This is a genomic window from Phocaeicola sp. RTP21198st1_B8_RTP21198_201120 (assembly GCF_040929485.1).
Taxonomy (GTDB): Bacteria; Bacteroidota; Bacteroidia; order Bacteroidales; family Bacteroidaceae; genus Phocaeicola; species Phocaeicola dorei.
Genome location: NZ_JBCOCI010000002.1, coordinates 84,173 through 105,710, shown reverse-complemented (window position 1 = coordinate 105,710; position 21,538 = coordinate 84,173). Strand labels below are relative to the sequence as shown.

General features: G+C 38.4%; 20 protein-coding genes. 10 read left to right on the top strand and 10 right to left on the bottom strand.

Features of this window, described 5'->3' with window-relative positions:
- Positions 1-7: 7 nt before the first annotated feature.
- Positions 8-3,022: a SusC/RagA family TonB-linked outer membrane protein gene (locus AB5935_RS01870; protein ID WP_007847826.1), complete on the bottom strand. Its 3,015-nt coding sequence runs from the start codon at positions 3,020-3,022 to the stop codon at positions 8-10.
- A gap of 485 nt (positions 3,023-3,507) precedes the next feature.
- On the opposite strand from AB5935_RS01870, the gene AB5935_RS01865 reads away from it, so the two are divergent.
- The 9 genes from AB5935_RS01865 (at position 3,508) to AB5935_RS01825 (ending at position 13,929) form a co-directional block, all read left to right on the top strand.
- On the top strand, positions 3,508-5,040 hold the full coding sequence (locus AB5935_RS01865; protein WP_038605214.1) for a hypothetical protein: 1,533 nt from the start codon (positions 3,508-3,510) through the stop codon (positions 5,038-5,040).
- 102 nt (positions 5,041-5,142) lie between these two features.
- Positions 5,143-5,886: an endonuclease/exonuclease/phosphatase family protein gene (locus AB5935_RS01860; RefSeq protein WP_195370161.1), complete on the top strand. Its 744-nt coding sequence runs from the start codon at positions 5,143-5,145 to the stop codon at positions 5,884-5,886.
- A gap of 14 nt (positions 5,887-5,900) precedes the next feature.
- Positions 5,901-7,043 carry an acyltransferase gene (locus AB5935_RS01855; protein ID WP_005849916.1) on the top strand — a complete coding sequence of 381 codons (1,143 nt, stop codon included), beginning with the start codon at positions 5,901-5,903 and terminating at the stop codon, positions 7,041-7,043.
- 358 nt (positions 7,044-7,401) lie between these two features.
- Positions 7,402-9,279: a tetratricopeptide repeat protein gene (locus tag AB5935_RS01850; protein ID WP_368327320.1), complete on the top strand. Its 1,878-nt coding sequence runs from the start codon at positions 7,402-7,404 to the stop codon at positions 9,277-9,279.
- 182 nt (positions 9,280-9,461) lie between these two features.
- Positions 9,462-9,830 carry a DUF3244 domain-containing protein gene (locus tag AB5935_RS01845; protein WP_007834262.1) on the top strand — a complete coding sequence of 123 codons (369 nt, stop codon included), beginning with the start codon at positions 9,462-9,464 and terminating at the stop codon, positions 9,828-9,830.
- Between the two features lie 11 nt (positions 9,831-9,841).
- Positions 9,842-10,414, top strand: coding sequence for a hypothetical protein (locus AB5935_RS01840; protein ID WP_007834261.1), 573 nt, complete (start codon positions 9,842-9,844; stop codon positions 10,412-10,414).
- Positions 10,415-10,443: 29 nt separating this feature from the next.
- Entirely contained in the window at positions 10,444-11,304 is an 861-nt protein-coding gene (locus tag AB5935_RS01835; protein ID WP_007841675.1) for a thiol-activated cytolysin family protein, read from the top strand.
- 12 nt (positions 11,305-11,316) lie between these two features.
- Positions 11,317-12,864 (top strand): thiol-activated cytolysin family protein, encoded by a 1,548-nt coding sequence (locus AB5935_RS01830; RefSeq protein ID WP_007834258.1) that lies wholly within the window; start codon positions 11,317-11,319, stop codon positions 12,862-12,864.
- A 12-nt stretch (positions 12,865-12,876) separates the two neighbouring features.
- Positions 12,877-13,929, top strand: coding sequence for a thiol-activated cytolysin family protein (locus tag AB5935_RS01825; RefSeq protein WP_007841673.1), 1,053 nt, complete (start codon positions 12,877-12,879; stop codon positions 13,927-13,929).
- 345 nt (positions 13,930-14,274) lie between these two features.
- On the opposite strand, the gene folK is transcribed toward AB5935_RS01825, so the two are convergent.
- From folK to AB5935_RS01790, 7 genes are read right to left on the bottom strand one after another with little or no spacing between them, the layout of a single operon-like run.
- A complete protein-coding gene (gene folK, locus AB5935_RS01820; RefSeq protein WP_005844011.1) occupies positions 14,275-14,721 on the bottom strand; it encodes a 2-amino-4-hydroxy-6-hydroxymethyldihydropteridine diphosphokinase in 447 nt (148 codons plus the stop codon).
- A gap of 18 nt (positions 14,722-14,739) precedes the next feature.
- A complete protein-coding gene (gene queA / locus AB5935_RS01815) occupies positions 14,740-15,795 on the bottom strand; it encodes a tRNA preQ1(34) S-adenosylmethionine ribosyltransferase-isomerase QueA (protein WP_007834254.1) in 1,056 nt (351 codons plus the stop codon).
- An 11-nt stretch (positions 15,796-15,806) separates the two neighbouring features.
- Positions 15,807-16,514, bottom strand: coding sequence for a tRNA pseudouridine(55) synthase TruB (gene truB / locus AB5935_RS01810; RefSeq protein WP_005844015.1), 708 nt, complete (start codon positions 16,512-16,514; stop codon positions 15,807-15,809).
- Positions 16,515-16,518: 4 nt separating this feature from the next.
- A complete protein-coding gene (locus tag AB5935_RS01805) occupies positions 16,519-17,319 on the bottom strand; it encodes an undecaprenyl-diphosphate phosphatase (RefSeq protein WP_007834252.1) in 801 nt (266 codons plus the stop codon).
- Positions 17,320-17,356: 37 nt separating this feature from the next.
- A complete protein-coding gene (locus tag AB5935_RS01800; protein WP_005844019.1) occupies positions 17,357-17,602 on the bottom strand; it encodes a DUF3098 domain-containing protein in 246 nt (81 codons plus the stop codon).
- Between the two features lie 12 nt (positions 17,603-17,614).
- Complete coding sequence (locus AB5935_RS01795; RefSeq protein ID WP_005844021.1) at positions 17,615-18,484, bottom strand: cell division protein FtsX; 870 nt, start codon at positions 18,482-18,484, stop codon at positions 17,615-17,617.
- Positions 18,485-18,486: 2 nt separating this feature from the next.
- On the bottom strand, positions 18,487-19,383 hold the full coding sequence (locus tag AB5935_RS01790) for a class I SAM-dependent methyltransferase (protein WP_007834249.1): 897 nt from the start codon (positions 19,381-19,383) through the stop codon (positions 18,487-18,489).
- Between the two features lie 137 nt (positions 19,384-19,520).
- On the opposite strand from AB5935_RS01790, the gene AB5935_RS01785 reads away from it, so the two are divergent.
- Positions 19,521-19,757, top strand: coding sequence for a PspC domain-containing protein (locus AB5935_RS01785; RefSeq protein WP_007841667.1), 237 nt, complete (start codon positions 19,521-19,523; stop codon positions 19,755-19,757).
- 9 nt (positions 19,758-19,766) lie between these two features.
- Here AB5935_RS01785 and AB5935_RS01780 read toward each other — a convergent pair whose 3' ends face one another.
- Positions 19,767-20,168 (bottom strand): FKBP-type peptidyl-prolyl cis-trans isomerase, encoded by a 402-nt coding sequence (locus AB5935_RS01780; protein ID WP_007834245.1) that lies wholly within the window; start codon positions 20,166-20,168, stop codon positions 19,767-19,769.
- Entirely contained in the window at positions 20,168-21,538 is a 1,371-nt protein-coding gene (gene miaB, locus AB5935_RS01775) for a tRNA (N6-isopentenyl adenosine(37)-C2)-methylthiotransferase MiaB (RefSeq protein ID WP_007841664.1), read from the bottom strand. Before miaB ends, AB5935_RS01780 begins: the two co-directional genes overlap by 1 nt.

The following is a 21,538-nucleotide window of genomic DNA, read 5'->3' as shown; positions in this document are numbered from 1 at the left end:
TCAATTATCAGAATGTTATATTTAAGCCCAGCAGATAAGTTTTAGTCCGGGGATAAAAAGTGTACCATTCGATACCCGGTTCCAAACCTGCCAAATGAACTTCTGGATCCATGCCTTTATATTTGGTCAAAGTCAGCAGATTCTGACCGGTCACATAAATCCTCATCTTAGAAATAACCTTACCTTTCAAAGGCACATTATATCCCAACGTAAGGTTATCAAGCTTCACAAAAGAACCGTCTTCAATAAAGCGTGAAGAATAAATGGCTCCACCTTTATATTCGGGATGGTCTAAGGTCGATTTCAGAATATTATTACTACCAAAATAGCTGAATCCTTCATAATACAACCGACTCATATTCAATACATCATTTCCTACTGAGCCACGGAATAAGAAACTCAAATCAAAATTTTTATAAGAAAATGAATTCTGAATAGAGAAAGTAAAATCAGGATAAGCGTTACCAATTACCTGGTTGTCTCCATCCGATAATTTCCCGTCATCATCCAAATCTTCAAAAATATTATCTCCGTTTGCATCAAATCCCAACCATTTAGGGCCATAGAAATTACCGATAGGCTCATCTTCTACAATACGTTGTGTATACGTCTTCAAGTCTTCACTGAAATAACCGGTATTCATCTGTACCATAGCATATTCATTATTGGAGAAACTAGCCAGTTTATTGGTATTACGAGCAAATGTCAGGTTCAGATTCCAAGTAAAATCTTTAGTCACAACCGGAGATGCGCCCAACGAAATTTCAATACCCGAATTATTTATCTGACCTACATTGGCGAACATCGTATCATACAAATTGGGGGGAACAGGAACTGTATATGAATTCAGCAAATCCTTTGTATGACGTACATAATAATCAATGGTTCCTATCAAACGTCCCTTCAGCACACTAAAATCAAGTCCCACATTGAATTCCTCTTTTTTCTCCCATTTCAAGTCTGGATTAGGATTACTATTCGGGTAAACCGTACTAGTCCACTTTCCATCATACAAAAAGCGAGAACCGAATGTAAGCAATGACAAAGACTGGTAATTATCAATATCCTGATTACCGGTAACACCGAATCCAGCACGCAATTTTAAGTCATCCAGCCATCTGAACTTTTTCATGAACTCTTCTTGCGTAATGCGCCACCCCAAGCTGACAGCCGGGAAGGTACCCCACTTGTTATTTGCCCCGAAACGGCTTGACCCTTCATAACGTACAGAAGCAGAAAGCAAATATTTATCGCTGAAATTATACATGACACGACCGAAAAATGAAATTAGTTTATTGGACTGCTTATTACTGGTAAGTGATGCTTTACCTGCAGACAACGCAGAACCTGCCCCCATATTATAGAATGAAAAAATATCAGTATCATATCCATAATTCATACCATAATAACGTTCATTCCAATAATCATAGTACGAATAACCAGCAATAGCCTGAATTTTATGGTCGCCAAAAGAGTGGTTAAAATCTGCATTCACTTCAAACTGCTTGCTGCTTGATAGAGAATTCGTGCTGGTAGCCCGGCCATTAGTACCGAAATCAATTGGATAATATTGGGTCTGGTAATACCCATTCCGAGTATTGGTTTCTACCAATGAAGCCAAAGCATTGATTTTCAAAGGATCAATAATCTTTAATGACGCATGTACACTTCCCGAGAACTCACGGTCTAATGTCTCATTAGTCGATTCATTTTGCATGGCAACCGGATTGTAATACTTAAACGGACCATCATTATAATAGTAACCGCCGGAAATCGGAGTTCTCCCTTCTGTATCATATACCGGTTCCGTAGGATTGCGTGTTACCGCCTGCTTCATCACTTCATATCCTGAAAAATTCTTTTTGGCAGTAGAATAAGAGATATTGTAATCCAGCTTTAACCGGTCATTTAAAGCAGTTTGTGACACATTGAAACGCATTCTTAATTGTTTGTTTCCCGAATTACGCACAATACCTTTATCATCATGCCAGGAAATATTTCCACGATAAGTCAGTTTTTCCGAGCCTCCTGATGCTGCAAGACTATAATACTGACTAAGGGGAGTGTCACGAGTGACCTCATCAAACCAATCCGTTGATGCTCCATAATCCAATGTAGCAGCCTGATTGGGGAGATATTCCTTCAAAGTAGAACGGAACTCATCAGCAGAAAGAAATTCCGGCTTTCTTGTAACACTTTGAGTAGTCCAATAACTGGAAAACTCAATCAAAGAGTGTCCGGGCTTTCCTTTGCGGGTAGTGACAAGAATAACGCCGTTGGTACCACGGGTACCATAGATAGCAGCTGCCGAACCATCTTTCAATACATCAATGGATTCAATATCATTGGCATTCAAATTGGCAAGATTTCCACCTTCAACGCCGTCAATCACAATTAGCGGCCCCGACCCTCCTTTCATCGTAGTCAAACCACGTAGCTGAATTTCAAATCCCCCCGTAGGATCCGCTCCATCCGGACGAGCAATATTCAATCCTGCAATCTGCCCTTGTAGCAGCTGGATAGGATTACTTATATTACCGGCTTTAAAATCATCCCTGCCAATAGAAGTAACAGAGCCTGTCAACTCCTTCTTAGTTGTGGTACCATAACCAATGACAACGACTTCGTCTATTGTTTTTACATCCTCAGACATTTGTACGTGAATGTCCGTCTGGTTTCCAACCTGGATTTCAGCAGTAATATAACCGATATAAGAACATACGAGAACAGCTGAATTTCCTCGGACATCCAATGTGAAGTTTCCGTCAAAATCAGTGATAACTCCGTTGGTTGTCCCTTTTTCCAACACACTTACACCAATCATAGGTTCATTGTTTACATCCACCACTCTACCCTTGATCTTCCTGTTTTGCTGAAGAGTTTCACTAACTGATGGTGTTGCGGCCATCAACGAGTATGCATTGCCCATACAAAACATACATAACACTATCGGCAGAATATTCATCTTACGACAAATGTCATCTCGATAGATTTTCGATAAATTAGAAAGTCTGTGTTTCATAATAGATCTTAATTAATAAAGGTTTATGCATCAAAATCTAATTTCTATTTCCGGATATAGATAATTATTACTTCGACGCATTGCAAATATAGATGGATAGAATCATAAAACAACATCCATTATTTACCTGTTTTGATAATCCCAAACAGGTTATTTATCTAATTTTTCTATACTACACTATATCATATATTATTGGTAACTAACATAATAAATCACATAGACGCCCTTTTCTTTTTCTATATTTCTGAGCACAAAAAACTTCTTGAGCCATAAAGTGCCGCTAGCCATCATTACACATATAGAATTATCTTACTTTTAACAATATATAATTTACTATTTATCAAATGATTATATATTCAATCAATAAAAGAATATCCTTTTAGGATTATTATTATAACATAAAAACATACGCTTATTTAATACTTTCACCACTTGTATATTCATAGATAATACCTATATTTGAAAAGACATATATTACATACTTTATGAATAAAGCCATCTCACTACTTGCTCTGATTAAATCCCTATCAAAAGCAGAAAAACGATATTTAAAGCTATACAGCAATCTGCAAAATGGAGAAAAAGGCTATCTTATTCTCTTTGAATTATTAGAGAACAATACCTCTATAGATGATATCTACAAGCAATTCTGTATAAAACAAAAAGGAAAAAGTTTCGATATGGCAGTCAAGCATCTATATAAAGTAGTACTTAATTGTTTAGTTCACCTGAATAAGCAACAGGATATCCAGACTCAAATTTTTGATTATATTTCAAAAGCCGGTATCTTATTTGAAAGAGAACTGCTAAATGAAGCCTTATCGGAACTTGAGAAAGCGGAAAAACTAGCTATCCATTATGAAAATGACTCATTGATACTATTGATACGCCGCACAGAACTAAAATATCTCAGTATGTATGACTTTACGGGTATGAGCGAAAAACAGGTGGTGGACAAACAAATGAAGATAAATGAAATAATGAGGTATACCCGCAGTGCCAATCTTCATACCCAATTATATGACATACTTAAATACCGGTTCACCTACAAAGGCTGCATCCGGTCCGACAAGCAAAAAGAGAACTTAAACGATCTGGTGCTAAGTGAGCTGAATCTCATTGCCAACTCCTCATATAAAGGCTTTGAAACAGAAAAACTACATCTACTTTTCCAGTCCACCTATTTCCTCAATTCCGGTAATTACAAGGCAGCCATACGCTTATATCAAGATTTGATCTTGCTCTTCGATGAAAACAAACACATGATTCTAAATCCTCCTTTGTATTATCTGAATGCTATCTTGGGAGTACTGGACAGTTTACAGTCCGTCGGATTATACAAGGAGATGCCCTTCTTCATTTCCAGACTAAAAGAAATGGAAAAGGGAGATTATTCAGCAGAATTCAGGCTAACAGTACAGGTCTACATCTACCTGTATGAATTTTACAGCTTATTCAATACAGGGAACTTCAAATCCGCACAAGAATTACAACAACAAAATGAGGAGCCCATCTTCAAAAAGATTTCATTATTAGAATTGAATTTGCAGTTACAATTATATCTAAGTCTGGTTATTCTACATATAGGTCTAAAAGACCTAAAAGAAGCACGTAAAAATATGAAGAAGATATTAAGTTCCGGTAAATCCCTCTATATATTCCCTACTTACAGAATAGCAAGACTAGTCAATCTTATTTTACAAGCTGAATTAGGGAATTATGATTATTTTGAGAATGAAATAAAGTCAATTAAAAGGAGTTCTTCTTTCGAAACAAAACAATATATCACAGAGAAGCTTCTTTTTAAATTCATTCAATCCTATCCATTACCCAAAAGCAAACAGTATAGAAATAAGCTTTGGAGTTACTATCAACAAAATATACAAAAAATAGAAGAAGACAAATATGAAAGGCCGTTATTAAAAACCTTTGATTTTTGCGCATGGATAAAAAGTAAACTGACAGATAATCCCTTTGATATAATTATAAAGGAGCAAAATGAAAAAATAATTATATAAAAGTATTTATCAATACATACTTTTCAGACAAGAATATGAAAATGACAATAAGAATTTATCTATCTTTGGAGAGAATTTAAACAATCAAAACCTGATGAATATATGAAAAAGACATTGCCCTTACTTTTTACCCTTCTTTTTGCCCTGTCGGCACAATCACAAAATTCCTTACGGCTAATGACCTATAACATTAAAAATGCAAACGGAATGGATGATGTATGCGACTTCCAACGCATAGCCGATGTAATCAATCATATCCACCCCGAAGTGGTAGCCTTGCAGGAACTAGACAGCATGACCCACCGCAGCGGACAAAAATACGTACTGGGCGAGATAGCCGGACGTACGCAAATGCACGCTTACTTTGCCCCTGCCATTGATTACGACGGAGGAAAATATGGTATCGGACTTCTCACCAAAGAAATTCCCGTCAGCCTGAAAACCATGACACTTCCCGGACGGGAAGAAGCACGTGCGCTGATTATGGCAGAGTTCGACAACTACATTTATTGTTGCACCCATCTGTCTCTCACCGAAGAAGACCGCATGGCCTCACTGGAGCTTATAAAAGACTTTGCCGCCGCTCATAAAAAACCTTTTTTCCTGGCCGGCGACCTGAATGCCGAACCCGAATCCGCATTCATAAAATACTTGCAACAGGATTTTCAGATACTTTCTGACGTAAACCAACATACATTTCCGGCTCCCGCCCCTACAGAAACCATTGATTATATTACAGCACTGAAACAGAACATGAAAGGCTTCACAGTAATCTCCGCACAGGTAGTAAATGAACCGGTAGCATCAGATCACCGTCCTTTAGTAATAGTGCTTGAACAAAAATAAACCCAACAGAAAATATGGAAATAAATAAAAGAGAGAACATCGGATGGATAGACTTGCTACGCGTCACCGCCTGTTTTTTAGTTGTATTCGCCCATTGCTGTGACCCTTTTGTGGCACGTTTTGACACAGACCGTCCTACTTTTCTGCAAGGGTGCGCATTGGGAAGTGCCGTACGCTGTTGCGTGCCCTTGTTTGTGATGATGACAGGAGTGCTGCTGTTTCCTGTACGAAACGGCATGAGTGAATTTTACAAAAAGCGGATCGGCCGCATTGTTGTCCCGCTTATCTTCTGGTCGGTCATGCTGCCTGTATTGTATTTCATTTATCTGAATTACATCACCACGACAGACAATCCTACCATAGACATGTCCGCCTTCACCCTGGAAATGACTATCACGAAGATTTGGACATTCATTTTCAATTTCAACTATGACACCACTCCTCTGTGGTATCTGTATATGCTGGTGGGACTCTACTTCATCATCCCCATCTTCCATGCATGGCTGGAGCGTGCTACCCGGAAAGATATCAAGCTATTTCTTTCCATCTGGGGCATCTCCTTATTTCTTCCCTACATAAAGATGGCCGCTCCCGCACTGGGATATATCGGCAACTGGGGCAATATGGATATCCTGGGAGTGTGCGACTGGAATGCATTCGGCTCATTTTATTATGTTTCCGGATTTATTGGCTACCTGATACTGGCCCATTATCTGGTAAAATACCCGCTGCAATGGAGTTGGAGAAAAACCCTGGCTATCGGTATCCCTATGTTTGTGACAGGGTACGCCATCACTTTCGGCGGCTACCTCATCATGCAGGAATATTTTCCGGGAAACTACGCCTATCTGGAAATAGTATGGCTTTTCGGAGGCATCAATGTATTTATGATGACATTTCCTGTTTTTGTCTGCATACAGAAGCTCAAAATACCTTCTTCGCCTGTTCTTTCAAAAGTGGCATCCATGACCTTCGGCATTTATCTGTGTCATTTCGTCTTCGTGCAAATGGGATATGACTTGTTCGCCTCGCTGTTGCCTCAGGGGATTCCTGCCATAATACACATTATTTGCATGGCCGTAACAGCCTTTCTCATCAGCTACCTGGTGGTCAGAGGGATGTATGCATGCAAATGGACCAGAAGATTTGTGGCGTAAAAACAACGGATTCAAAACACAAGGAGTTACAGTATCCAGTTGGCTGATTATTTCCTTCAAATTCTTCATTTACTTATTAAGTGTTGATAACCAATTATTTACCATGATTGATTTATTCATAAATTCTTCATCATTTTGTCATAGGATATTTCAATAGAAAGCACAACATTACAACCGTTATAAATGGCGCAAACAAAATGAATTCCGTTCCTGTAACTTGAGTGATTCCACCGGTATTTTCTCCCAATCTCTGCCTTTTCATTTAATCGTTTCACCTTAGTGATGAACTTTCATCACTAAGGTAATCAAACTTCATCACTAAAGTGATACAGTTTCTTCACTTTAGTGATAAAACTTGATGAAAAGGCAGAAGAACAAAATACAACAGACAGATTTCACTGACAAGACAAAGAGCTTTCATGCTTTCCCACCTCACTTCCAAAGGAGAAGCCACGGAAAGCATAAAAAACTGACTTTTCCCTCTATCAGATACAAGTTGCCCGGATTTATGACTATATTTGCAAAATCTGAACACATTCTTATGAAAGCTTTACTTTTGACAGGACTACTATTCATTCTCATCCTCCCCGGATGCAGAAAAGAGACAAGCATACTTCCGCTATTACAATCTGTAGAGGAACTGATTCCCATGTATGCCGATAGTGCTTCCGTGCTACTGGACAGCATACAAGCCCCCGATGAACTGACTGATAAGGACTTTGCCCACTGGTGTATGCTATGCGGTAAAGTAACGGACGAAGCAGCCACCGGATTACTCCCTATCTACCAATGGCAACGGGCACAACAATGGTTCACCGAACACGGCACGGCAGAAGAACAGGCGCAAATAGACTTGTATCTGGGCCGTGCTTATGTAGAAGATGGGGAGTATGATAAAGCAATGCAAATATATGCCGATGCGCTGCAACTGGCCAAAGGACATCAGGCCTATAATGTGGCAGGGTATATTTGTGCCTATATGGCAGATTTGTATGGTTTTAGAGATATAACCAGTGAACGTCTGGAGAAAAGAAAAGAGGCCAGTAACTTCTTCAAGAAAGCAAGGAACTACAAAAGCTATGCATACGCCTTAAAAGATTTAGCGTGTGAATGTACACTCACTGATTCTTTTAATTGCACCATACCCTTACTTCAAAAGGCTGATTCCATCTCACAACTACTGCATAACAAAGATTTAACAGCTGATGTAGCCAATGCTTTTGGAGTGATATATGAGGCACAAGAAAAATACAAGAATGCCGAAAGATATTTCTTAAAAGCCATTGAAACGGGCAGCAAAGAAAGCTATAAGGATTCTATCTCCCTATTACACATATATATAAAAGACAACCAACTGGCAAAAGCACACGAATGGATTGAAACGATAACCAAACACAATGATATCGCTTATTACTTCAATCAAGCTTACTACCTGCTTTATAAGGCAGAAGGAAAATACAAGGAAGCACTCCATTACAAAGAAATCTGTTCCGACATGCTCGATTCACTGACATTAGTTCAAAATGAGACAAAAGTATTGGAAATAGAAAAAAAGTATAACAACGCCAAGATACGGGAAGAGAACGAACTATTAAAGATTACACAGCAAAGGAATACAATCATCATCATTATTGCCATCTCCTTATTCTTACTATCAGTTGCAGGATATATCATTTACCGGCAGAGAAGCAAAGCCAAAATCTATTACCAGCAAACAATTCTAGATAAGATGAAAATAGAGCTCCTTCACTTATCTGCAGAACTAGAAGAAAAAAAGCAGATTTTGCAAAAAGCATTGGCAGACAAAGAGAATAATGCCCACAAACTACAACAGGAAATAGAAGTAATATCCTATAAATACAACCGGCTGCAAAAGCAAAGTCTGGAAACATCCACAGTTGGCAAGAAGCTTATTTCTTTGACTAAAAAAAATAGGCTTGAGGACTCCCAACTCCCTACTGACAAAACATGGCATTCCATAATGACGGAAGTAGACAAGATATATCCCCAATTTTACTCCCTACTAAAAGAGGCATTTCCCAACCTGACAGAATCAGAATATCAATATTGCTATCTCCATATTTTTGGATTTGACGCAAATGATGAAGCAAAATTGCTTGGCATCAATCCGGCTTCTGTACGAATGAAACGAACGAGAATTTATCAAGAGGTCCAACTAAAGCACGATAAAGAAACGTTTTTACGAGATTACATCATCAAAAACCTCTTAAAATAAATAGTTCTCATACAGGTCTTATTATCAGTGAATTATAAAACACTACATATACATCACTGTATATAACAATTTCTGTAACTCACTGATAATCAACAAATCTTGTATATACTATAACTCCCTCTTTTTGTCATTCATAATCCTATAATACCTAAGTTTGTACAAAACTAAAACGTAAAACGATTATGAACAAATTAAAAATAAGCTTGGCTTTGATAGCCTTAATTATTCCTCTATTATTATGCGCTAAAAAGCGAAATATAGAATTTATAAAACATGGCAACCATAGAATTCCAGTAGAGTCATTCATTCCGGTAAAAGCTTTCTTTGACGACTGCAATAAAGAATTAACCATCGAATTCGCACAGGACTGGGAAGCGGTAACCATCGAGATTAAATCAAAAGAAGGATATGTAGTATATAGAAACCTCTATATACCCCACTCCAATTCTTCTTTATCAACTTCTTTAGAGAATATTCCGGCAGGAATATATGAACTGACAATCACCGATGAAAAGGGAATATTGGCAGGAGAATTTATATACGAAAACTAAAGTCCAATATTATGAAAAAGAAAAAAAGCACTCTACTTATTGTAGGCATGTCCTTTCTCCTTTCAATAGGAACACTTATGTTTAGTTCTTGCGCAGACAAGGACGATCCCTCTCCTATTCTTCCCACACCGGAAGACACTTCTTACATATTGAAACTAAAGTTTTCTGAAAAAGTAGAATTTAAAGAAATACTCAATAAAAACGATATTCAAGACCTAACAGAAACAGAAACTGCATATTTCGGAGAACGAATCCAACGGTCTTGCCCCCATGAATTACAATTCGATAGGGACTCCCTTTCCATTGTAAAAACCAATAATATAGTAGAAAAGTATAAACTAAAATGGCAAGATAAAAAATTATTCATATACCAGAAGCCAATAGATAAATGGGAATACTGTGGAGAAAAAGACGAAAATGGAAGAGTAATACTCAATATAGGATTCTATATAATAAAAAACAATAATGACCAACGTACATTTATGGCAATAGGACAAGAGTATAATCTAATCTCTTATTCAGAACTAATGAATCAAGATTTCCTTTCCATTATATGGCTGAAAAGAAAATATACCTTTGAATAAATATGAGTATAAAACCTAAATACAAAGAAATGAAAACTAAAATAATATACACCATCGTATTTTTGATGATTGCTAAACTTGCTTATAGCCAAGAAGAGCAATATAGTGCAGATAAGTTTGTGGCAAAATGCCCCAATGAAATATTCATAGGAGCAATATTGGAAGCCAACAGCATCAATCAAGACACATATAAGTTCCTGAAAATATCAATGAATCCTATAAACATGGGGTACACCATTCCTATAAAGTCACAAACAATCACTCCTTCCTATAATAACATGATGAAAGCTATTCATGAAGCGTTAAAAACAAACGATGTTTTGAAAAGTAACTATTCTTTTTCATTCGTAATTAAAAAGATAAAATCATACCAAGAATTAGCTGTCAATTGGGGACAAAATATTAACCTTCAGCAACTATTAGGCATCACACCCGATTATAAGCCTCAAAAGAATATTATATTGATAGATATAAATCAAAGTTTTTTCAGCATTATAATGGATATGCCGGAATCACTAAGCACTGATCCACAAGTTTTGCAACAATTAGACAAGCTTGCATTTATAAACTCAATACAATTTGGCAGAAAAGTTATACTAGTTATTGAAAGTAATATTGATTATGACAAATTACAAGAAACTATTGACAATTTACTGAAGTCTAAGGAAGTTAGTCAAAAAGAACTAGCAATATTAGCCAATTCTAATATCAGATTGATGACTATTGGAAACAAAGGAATAAAAGATATCAACCCAGACAATCCTTTTACAAGCATACTTACTTATTTATCTTCAACAGTTACACCCGATGATTTCGGAGGACCTATATCATTTTCCGCCTCTAACATAAAAGATAATTCTGTATTTGTTAACTATTTCAATGTACAATAAATAATCATCATTATGAAAAGCATCCGTTCTATTTTACACATACTTCTAGGCGTAACGCTAATCTGCTCATGCAATGAAGCAACAGAATTAGCCCATATTACCCCTAATGTCAGTCTTATAAAATATAAAGATATTGTTAAAATAGACTCTTTATATACATATCCAGGAGATTCTCTATATCAGAATTGGATAAATCAATATAATAAGAATCTGGAAGACAAAACATCAAGATCACTTTCACCGGAAGATGATGCATTTTTCAATAAACAATATATTGTGAAAAGTACAGAAGCAACCGTTTTATATGGAAGAAATTACATATTTCCAGGATCCATTTTAGAAGGAAATAGCATTTCAAACCAAAATTATATACCGGTATTTATCAGCAACAGAAAACCCATAACAGTATCAATGACATTGGCACACAATACACCCAAACCCACTAGCAGAACTATAGAAGCACCCACTTTCTCTAAATTAAGTGATTATGTGGTTGAGATGGTAACCGATGGAAATTTCGAACAGAATCAGAAATTCATGTTCAGTTACAAGAGATTTAGCTTTTACGATGAAATTAAAACCGCATTCGGAACAAATATTAATACAAGAAAACTATTTTCTTCAAAAAGTGAAAGTTCAACAGAATACAGGGATAAAATACAAAAGTCAACAGGAATGTATGTTAAATTCTTCCAATCAAGTTTCACCGTCAACATGGATATTGCTCCTTTAAGTGACCAACCTATTCAAGGAAAAAGTGAATATGAGCCTGTTTATGTGAATTCATTGACTTATGGAAGACTGGGAATCATTGCCTTTGAAACAGACGAATCATACGAATTCGCAGAAACGTGTATAAAAAAAGAATTTGATAGAATCTTCAGTAAGAAAACAACTACTCTGAATAAAGAAGAAGAAAAATTCTTTGAAAATACAGAATTCAAAGTGCTAATTATAGGGGGAGATAGTAATCTGGCCGTACAAACATTTAAAGGATATAGCCATTTCCTAAATTTAATATATAATTCAAAATTCACAGAAACAAGCTATGGTGTACCTATTACATGTTCTTTCTCCTATGCCAATTCACATGGATTGGTTGAAACTGAATTTATCAATACTATCCATATAGAACCTTTATATGTAAAGCCAAGTCGTGAAAATAATTCATACTTACCTGATTATTCCAACAAAAGCGATTATCATTCGTCAAGCCAACTTTATTTGTATTTTTATAAAGATAGAGAAAAGACAAAACCTTCCCAACCCTATATAGATATTATCTTCAATATAAGTATGTTTGAAAATAAATGCAACTATGAACCCAATTATAAAAACTGGCCTATGATAAATGCAAATTGTACAGATAAGACAGAGAGAATTATAATGAGAAACATTGATTTTAAATCAAAAATATATGTTGGCTATAATTCATCATATTACGAAAGTACAGGTTCCATGCCTATGGAACCTAACGAACCTATGCGAATGTGGAATGCAACTGAATACACTCGTGAATATTCGCTGCTCAACAGCCCATTCTATCAAATAATCTATTAAAAATTTAATCCTATGAAAAAGTATTTTTATTTTGCAATTGTTTTCCTTGTAATGTTTTCTTGTGAAAACGAAGATTTAGATGAAATTTCTTCGAAAGCAAATAATACAGCAAACATTGCTCCACTAAGTTCTCTTTACTATGATGGAATATATGAAATTAGAGATGGTAAAGAGGTAGATTTAACATTACAACAGTATCTATCAAGATCCACCCAAGAATTTTATGAAATAGCAAGCTTGAACCCTGCTTATACATATTTAGGCTCTGTTTTACAAGCTGAATCTATTAATACCGGAGAATACCGTTCTGTTGCATATCCAAATGCTTTAAAACCAGAAATCAGAATTGCATTCTCATTGCCTATCAAATCAAGAGTAATAAAACCTAAGTTTACCTCATTTAATGATGCAGTTATAGACGCTATCACAGATGCAGGTAAAGATTTTAGTGGAAAACAATCGCAAGTTTTCTCATATAAAATGAAAGAATTTAATTATTACAAAGAGGTAAATATGGCTTTTGGAGCTAATATAAAAATAGGACAGCTTTTTTCAATTACAACTTCTGTTGAGAGTGATAAAAAACAAAGTAATACCGCTTTATTTGTTGATTTCAGCCAAATCTATTTTAATGTAGCTATGGATATCCCAGATGATGGAAACATATTTCTCAATGAAACAGAACGCCAAAAATATCTAAATCAAAAACCTGTATATGTGAATTCTGTGAATATGGGACGAAAAGGAGTAATGATAGTAGAATCTGAAGAATCATATAGTGAAATTTCTGTATCAATTCGAGCAGCATTCAATGCAGGAATAGTAAACGGAGAACTATCACTAGACTCAAAGACAAAAGAAATGCTAAAACGTGCTCAGATCTATATTTATATTATAGGTGGTAACGGAGAGGACGCAGCTAAAGTTGTTACTGGATTTCCTGCATTTCAAGATTTTATAATAAAAGGAGGAGTATATAGTAAAGAAATATATGGAGTCCCTATTTCTTTCTCTGGTGCTAATGCAGCCGATAACTCCATGTTCATTTCCCAAATTAAGATCTAATATTCCATGTGCTGATTGTTATTTGATAAGTATTAACAATCAGCACTATTTTTTACTAATATATTTATATCTAATGACTATGAAAACCTCTTATAGAAAAATATACTTATTCCTATTATTACTAACATCTTATTCTTGTAATGATTTAACAGAAACAAATATGAGCATAGATATTATATCCATGACAAAATATAATAACATTATAAACATTGATTCATCTGAAACATTTATGAAGGATTCTATTACGAATCCTTCATAACAATACACTATCAATCAGCTATCTACACCACAATGACGGATTTGAAGAATTTTCCGTCCTCTTTTAATTAATATACTCTTACAGGTTTAAAGCTCCCCCAGCCTTTTTCCCAATACCGGATGCACTACATCCGATGCAATCTCCGCCAGCGGGTCCATGACAAACCTCCGTTCAGTCATCAGGGGATGAGGGATTTCCAATTCCGGCGTATGCAGTATTAAATCACCGTACAACAAAATATCTATATCAATCAGGCGGTCACTATAATTACCTCCCGCCGACTTCTTCATCCGGCCTAATTCACGCTCTATCTCCTGTGTTTCCCGCAATATATCCAAGGGAGGAAGCACACTCTCCACGCAACAGGCGGCATTCAGAAAAGAATTTTCAGAAGAAAACCCCCAAGGGGCAGTAACATAAAAAGCGGAAAGGGCAGTAACCTCCCCTATCCGCTCATTTATCTTCCGGACAGCAACATGCAGATTTGATTCTTTATCACCCAGATTGGTTCCAAGTCCCAAATAAACCCTCATACGCTGCTCCAACCGGTATTACTTATCCAAAATCAACATAGCATCGCCATAAGTACCGAAACGGTAATCTTCCTTCAATGCTGTGTGATAAGCCTCCATCACCAGATCATAACCACCGTAGGCAGCTACCAGCATCAGCAAAGTGGAGAGAGGCAGGTGAAAGTTAGTAACCATGCTGTTGGCTACCGAGAAATCATAAGGAGGGAAAATGAACTTATTGGTCCATCCGTCAAATTCTTTCAGATGACCATCCGTACCTACCGCAGTCTCTATCGTGCGCATCACTGTCGTTCCTACCGCACAAATATTCTTTCCTTCATCCTTGGCATTATTCACAATACGGCACGCATCCGCATTGACATACATCTGCTCCGAATCCATCTTATGCTTGGTAAGGTCCTCCACATCAATCTCGCGGAAATTACCCAGTCCGGCATGCATCGTCACAAAAGCAAAGTCTATACCTTTGATTTCCATACGCTTCATCAACTCGCGGCTGAAATGAAGTCCGGCAGTGGGAGCTGTCACAGCCCCTTCGTTCTTGGCAAAGATAGTCTGGAAACGTTCGGTATCTTCCTCTTCTACCGGACGACGGATGAAACTGGGCAGCGGAGCCTCTCCCAACGCATACAATGCTTTCTTGAACTCGTCGTGAGAGCCGTCATACAGGAAACGCAGGGTACGTCCGCGGGAAGTGGTGTTGTCAATCACTTCGGCCACCATGGAATCATCGTCACCAAAATAAAGCTTGTTACCGATACGGATCTTACGGGCAGGATCTACCAGCACATCCCACAAGCGAAGTTCCTCATTCAGCTCGCGCAACAAAAATACCTCGATACGGGCACCGGTCTTTTCCTTATTTCCATACAAACGCGCAGGGAAAACTTTCGTATCATTAAAGATAAACACATCTTTATCATCAAAATAGTCCAGGATATCCTTGAATACCTTGTGTTCAATCTTACCTGTTGATTTGTGAACAACCATCAGGCGCGACTCATCTCTATACTTAGCCGGATGCAAAGCTATTTTATCCTCCGGCAGTTTAAATTTAAATTGCGACAGTTTCATCTTATCTCTCCTTATTCGTTTATAACTTCTTCAATCTCTTGTTGGTCAAGCCATTCCGGAAAACTTTCCACCGACAAACAGTCTTCCAGTCTCACATCCCCCACCCGGGTACGTATCAGCCCTGTCAAATGAGCACCGCTATTCAAAGCTTCGCCAATATCACGGGCCAATGCACGGATATAAGTGCCCTTGCTGCACACTACCCTGATTTTAATCTCAGGCAGATTACATTCCAGCAACTCTATCTCGTCTATAATCAACGTCTTGGCTTTCAACTCCACATCCTCACCTTTTCGAGCCAAATCGTAAGCGCGTTTACCATCTACCTTACAAGCCGAGAAAACAGGCGGAATCTGTTCTATCCTGCCGATAAAACGCTGCAAGGCTTCCTCTACCAACTCGCGGGTGATATGTTCCGTAGGATAGGTAGCATCTATCTCCTTCTCCAGGTCGAATGAAGGTGTGGTAGCCCCTAACTGCAAGGTGGCAATGTATTCTTTGGTATGATACTGGAACTCTTCGATGCGTTTCGTTGCCTTGCCTGTACAAATAATCATCACCCCGGTAGCCAGCGGGTCTAATGTCCCGGCATGTCCCACTTTTATTTTCTTCACGCCCAGTTTGCGGCAAATATGGTATCTTATCTTGTTTACCACTGCAAATGAGGTCCATTTCAGCGGTTTATCAAAGTATAATACTTCTCCTTCTTTAAAATTCATCCAATTACATCAATGTGCACGCTATCGTAACGGCACCGGCTATGGCACAATAGATAGCAAAATAAATCAACTTACCTTTCTTCACAATATTAATCATCCACTTACAAGCTACACAGCCCGATATGAAAGCTGCCAGAAAACCTACAATCAATGACAATACAGATATATCTGATGTGCCGGCTGCAGCTCCTTTTACAATCTTCATACCATCCAGCAACGCCTCACCCAATATAGGAGGAATCACCATCAGGAAAGAGAACTGAGCCAGTTTCGCCTTGTTGTCTCCCAACAACAAACCGGTAGCAATGGTAGTACCCGAACGGGATAATCCCGGCATCACGGCACAAGCCTGTGCCAGACCTATAATAAACGCATCCTTCATGCTGATGTTCTCTTTCAAACGAGGTTTTGCATAATAAGAGAAAGTAAGAAGCAAAGCTGTCAATAACAGCATACAACCTACAATGAGCAAGCCGGAACCGAAAATTTCTTCCACATAATCTTTAAAAAACACACCCACAATACCGATAGGAATCATGGATACCAGGATATTGATCACATATTTTGTCTCCGCATTCATCTCAAACTTGAACAAGCCACGGAATATCCAGCCTATTTCTTTCCATAATATAACCAAAGTACTGAGTACCGTAGCCACATGCACTGCTATGGTAAAAGTCAGATTATCTTCCCCTTGTATGCCAAACAATGCCGAACCGATAGCCAGATGACCACTACTGCTGACCGGCAAATACTCTGTCAATCCTTGGAGCAAACCAAGGATCAATGCCTCAAACCATTCCATTCTTTAAATAAAAATTGAGAATTAAAAATTAAAAAAATCAAGAGTTAACCACTTCTGTCTTGTCCTTTGGCTTGCGGACAATGCCATAAATCATAAATATAAAGCCAAAGAAACATACTGCGGGCGCCACTTTGATGCGACGTACACTAAAAATATCCGGCTCAAAATATCCTTCTGTCGAACTAGGTCCTGTCATCAGCAGAAAACCGACAATAATCACTGCCATACCTATGGCAAGCAATATAAAATTAGTTTTATCAAAGGCGAATTTTTGTCTATCCATATCCTTTTATTATTAAATGTAATACAACGCACTAGCTTTCATGCGCAAGTATTTATTGATTGATATATATGCACACATAAAGGTAATAACCACACCAAACACAAAAACAGAACCCATTACCATAAGCATGGTCATAGGGGTAATAATCTCAATCAATTCGGGTTCATATCTTACTAACGCATAGGCCATTCCTATCAATGCCGCATCTGCCATGGCAGCGGCCAGTATCCCTATCCATATATTCCGCACCAAAAAAGGACGACGGATAAATCCCCAGCTTGCCCCTACCAGTTTCATGGTATGAATCAGAAAACGTTTGGAATAAATGGCCAGACGGATGGTGTTATTAATCAGCGCAAAAGAAATAAGGGTAAGCAGCGCAGCCAGTCCCAATAGCAAAAAACTGATTTTCCGTATATTGCTGTTCACTGCATCCAGTAAATCCTGAGGATAGTTGATTTCCATAACTTTCTTGTTCTGCATAATTTTCTGCTCTATCCAAGAAATGCTGTCCGAATTGGCATAATCGGCATTCAGTTTTATTTCAATAGAAGCTGTAAAAGGATTATATCCCAAGAATTCAGCCGGGTCTGTACCCATCGCTTCGCTCTGCTCTTTCAACGCCTGCTCCTTCGATATATAGGAAGTTTCTTTCACAAAAGGTTCCTCATTCAATTTTTTCTGGAATTTCAAAGCGTCCGCTTCTTTCATATCATCGCTGATGAGTACGGAGAAACTGATGTTCTCGCGTACATACTTGGATAAGTTATTGGCAGACAGCACAAAGAATACCACCATCCCCAACAAGAGCAACACCAGCATTGTACTGATGCTGGAGGTAATGAACTGCATATCGAAAAAGGACCCTGATTTTTTTCCCATAATCACTTCTTTCTGAATACATAAATCATTGAACTACTGCGTTCTTTTTTCGCCAGTGAACTGAACCAGGCCAACAGGCCCGTCCACATTCCCTTCAAAAAGGACAAACGGCTGCCTTTATATCTTTCCGTCAACATGGATACATAAAAAGCATCAAAAGGCATCGGATGCTGTTCCGCTAATTTAAAACCATGCTTGACGCCGAATTGTTGCATGACGGAAGGTGTAAAATGCCATAAATGACGGGGCACATCGTATGCTGCCCACCATTCCTTATATTTTTCCGCATCATACGAACTGGGATTAGGCACAGCCACTATCAATACTCCCCTCTCTTTCAAAAGTTTGAATAATTTTTCCCACGTTTCATTCAGATGTTCCAGATGCTCCATCACATGCCATAGAGTAATGGCATCAAAAGAATGATCGGCATATCCCGCCAAAGCATCCTCCGTATCTACATCCAGTTCAAAATGCTCTTTGGCAAACGCACGCGCCTGCGGACTTTTCTCTATAGCTTTCACCCGCCATCCGCGCTCCTTCATTGTATTACTGAAATATCCGGTACCGGTACCAATGTCTAACAAAGTACCTTTACTCAAACCGGATGTCCGTTTTATCAGCTTGGCTTTGCGTGACAGCATATACTTGCGTACCTCATGGTATACACGGTTCATCAGCCCCTTGCGGATATCAGTGTGTGAAATATAATCGGGAGTCTCATAATATCGCCCTATCTCGGCTTCCACGGGTGCACCTTGTGTAAAAATAAAGCCACAATCATCGCAGCGAACCAAATTGAATTGTTCACCCGAAGCATAGTGATCCGTACAAGTGATTGCATGTCCCAAATGTTTTCCGCCGCACAACGGACAAGTATTTATTTTGAGTATATCCACTTTTTGCCCTAATTTGCTGCAAAATAACAAATAAATTGAATGAGAAGAACTATCCTTTAAGTACTTTTAAGAGTATAAGTTAATAATTCGTTTTTACTTTTCCTACATTTATGCAGATAACTTCAAAAGAGACAGAAATGGAAAATAAAAAACTGACCCGTTCCAACAACAGAATGCTAGCCGGAGTATGTGCGGGACTGGCTGATTATTTTGGCTGGGATGTTACGATAGTGCGCATTATCTATTCATTTGCCACGGTTTTCACAGCCTTTTCGGGCATTATTGTCTATATAATCTTATGGATTGTTATGCCCGAAAAGAAATATCGTGACGGTTACGAAGACCGGATGAATGACAGGCTGCATAACCGATAACCGGAGGCATTATGCAATGCCCAGCAGTTCCACTTCAAATATTAATGTAGAGAAAGCAGGAATCGGCCCGCTTGTACGGCTACCATACCCCATAGTATAAGGAATATAAACCACCCATTTATCTCCTACATGCATACGTTGAAGCGCCAGCTGCCATCCCTCTATGACATCACACAGCCGGAAAGCTTCGGGACAGTTACGGTCATAGGAGTTATCAAACTCTTTCCCGTTTATCAGACTACCCCGATAATGAACGGTGACAATACTACGGATCGTAGGTGAAACTGTACCCGTACCTGTCTGCAATACTTTATAAAACATATTACAAGGTAAAGAACAAATACCTTCCTGTGTAGAAAGAACTTGCAAATATTGCAAGTTCTTTTCCTTATATTCTTCTTTTTTCCCCATCAGAACACCTCTTCTCCTTTCAATGTAGCCGAACTGGCTTCAGTAATGCGTACATGGACAAAATCACCGATACGATGATTCCCACGATCAAAGACTACCACCTTGTTTTGCTGTGTACGGCCAAAAAGCTGTTCTCTGGAACGCTTGGAAACACCTTCTACCATCACTTCGAAGGTCTTACCCACATCACGGGCATTACTTTCAGCAGAAAGACGGTTCTGCAATTCAATGATTTCATTCAGCCGACGTATCTTAACCTCTTCGGGTACGTCATCCGGCAGATGTTTGGAAGCATATGTTCCGGGACGTTCGGAATATTTAAACATAAAGGCGGAATCATACGCACATTCACGCATCAAGGATAGAGATTCCTGATGGTCTTCTTCCGTTTCCGAATGATAGCCGGAGAAAATATCAGTACTCAGACCACAATCGGGAATGATACGGCGAATAGCCGCTACCCTTTCCAAATACCACTCACGGGTATATTTGCGGTTCATCAGCTTCAATATACGCGAACTGCCGCTCTGTACCGGTAAATGAATATGCTTGCATACATTAGGCGTTTCCGCAATGACTTGCAAGGTTTCATCACTCATATCCTTGGGATGTGAAGTGGTAAAACGAACACGCATGTCCGGAACCGCTTCGGCCACTGTGCGGAGCAGCATCGGGAAAGTAATTATTTCACCCTCTTTCTCAAAACGATAAGAATTTACATTCTGTCCTAGCAACGTTACTTCTTTATAACCTTTGGCTGCCAAGTCACGCACCTCATTCAGAATACTTTCCACATCACGGCTGCGCTCACGCCCACGGGTATACGGCACAATACAATAATGACAGAAATTATTGCAACCACGCATAATGGATACAAACCCGGAGATATGATTGCCGCAAATACGGGACGGAATTACCTCACGATAGGTTTCTGTAGTAGAAAGCTCCACATTAATGGCTTTCTCCCCCGCTTCAACCGAAGCGACCAAATCGGGCAAAGTGAGATAGGCATCCGGTCCTACGACAAGATCTACATGATGGTTCTCGATCAAATCATCTTTTACACGTTCTGCCATGCAGCCCAACACACCGACAATCAGATTCCGACGTTTGTTTTTCTTCATAGAATGGAAAAACTCCAGACGGTTCAGAATCTTTTGTTCTGCATTGTCGCGAATAGAACAGGTATTCATAAATACAGCGTCCGCTTCATCCAATGTTTCGCATACATGGTAGCCTGCCATTTGCATAATAGAAGCAATCACTTCACTATCAGCAACATTCATCTGGCATCCGTAGGTTTCAATAAACAATTTTTTGTTCTCGGAATCAGTTGCAGATTTAAAGTCTGCTCCTGTTGTTTCTTTCAT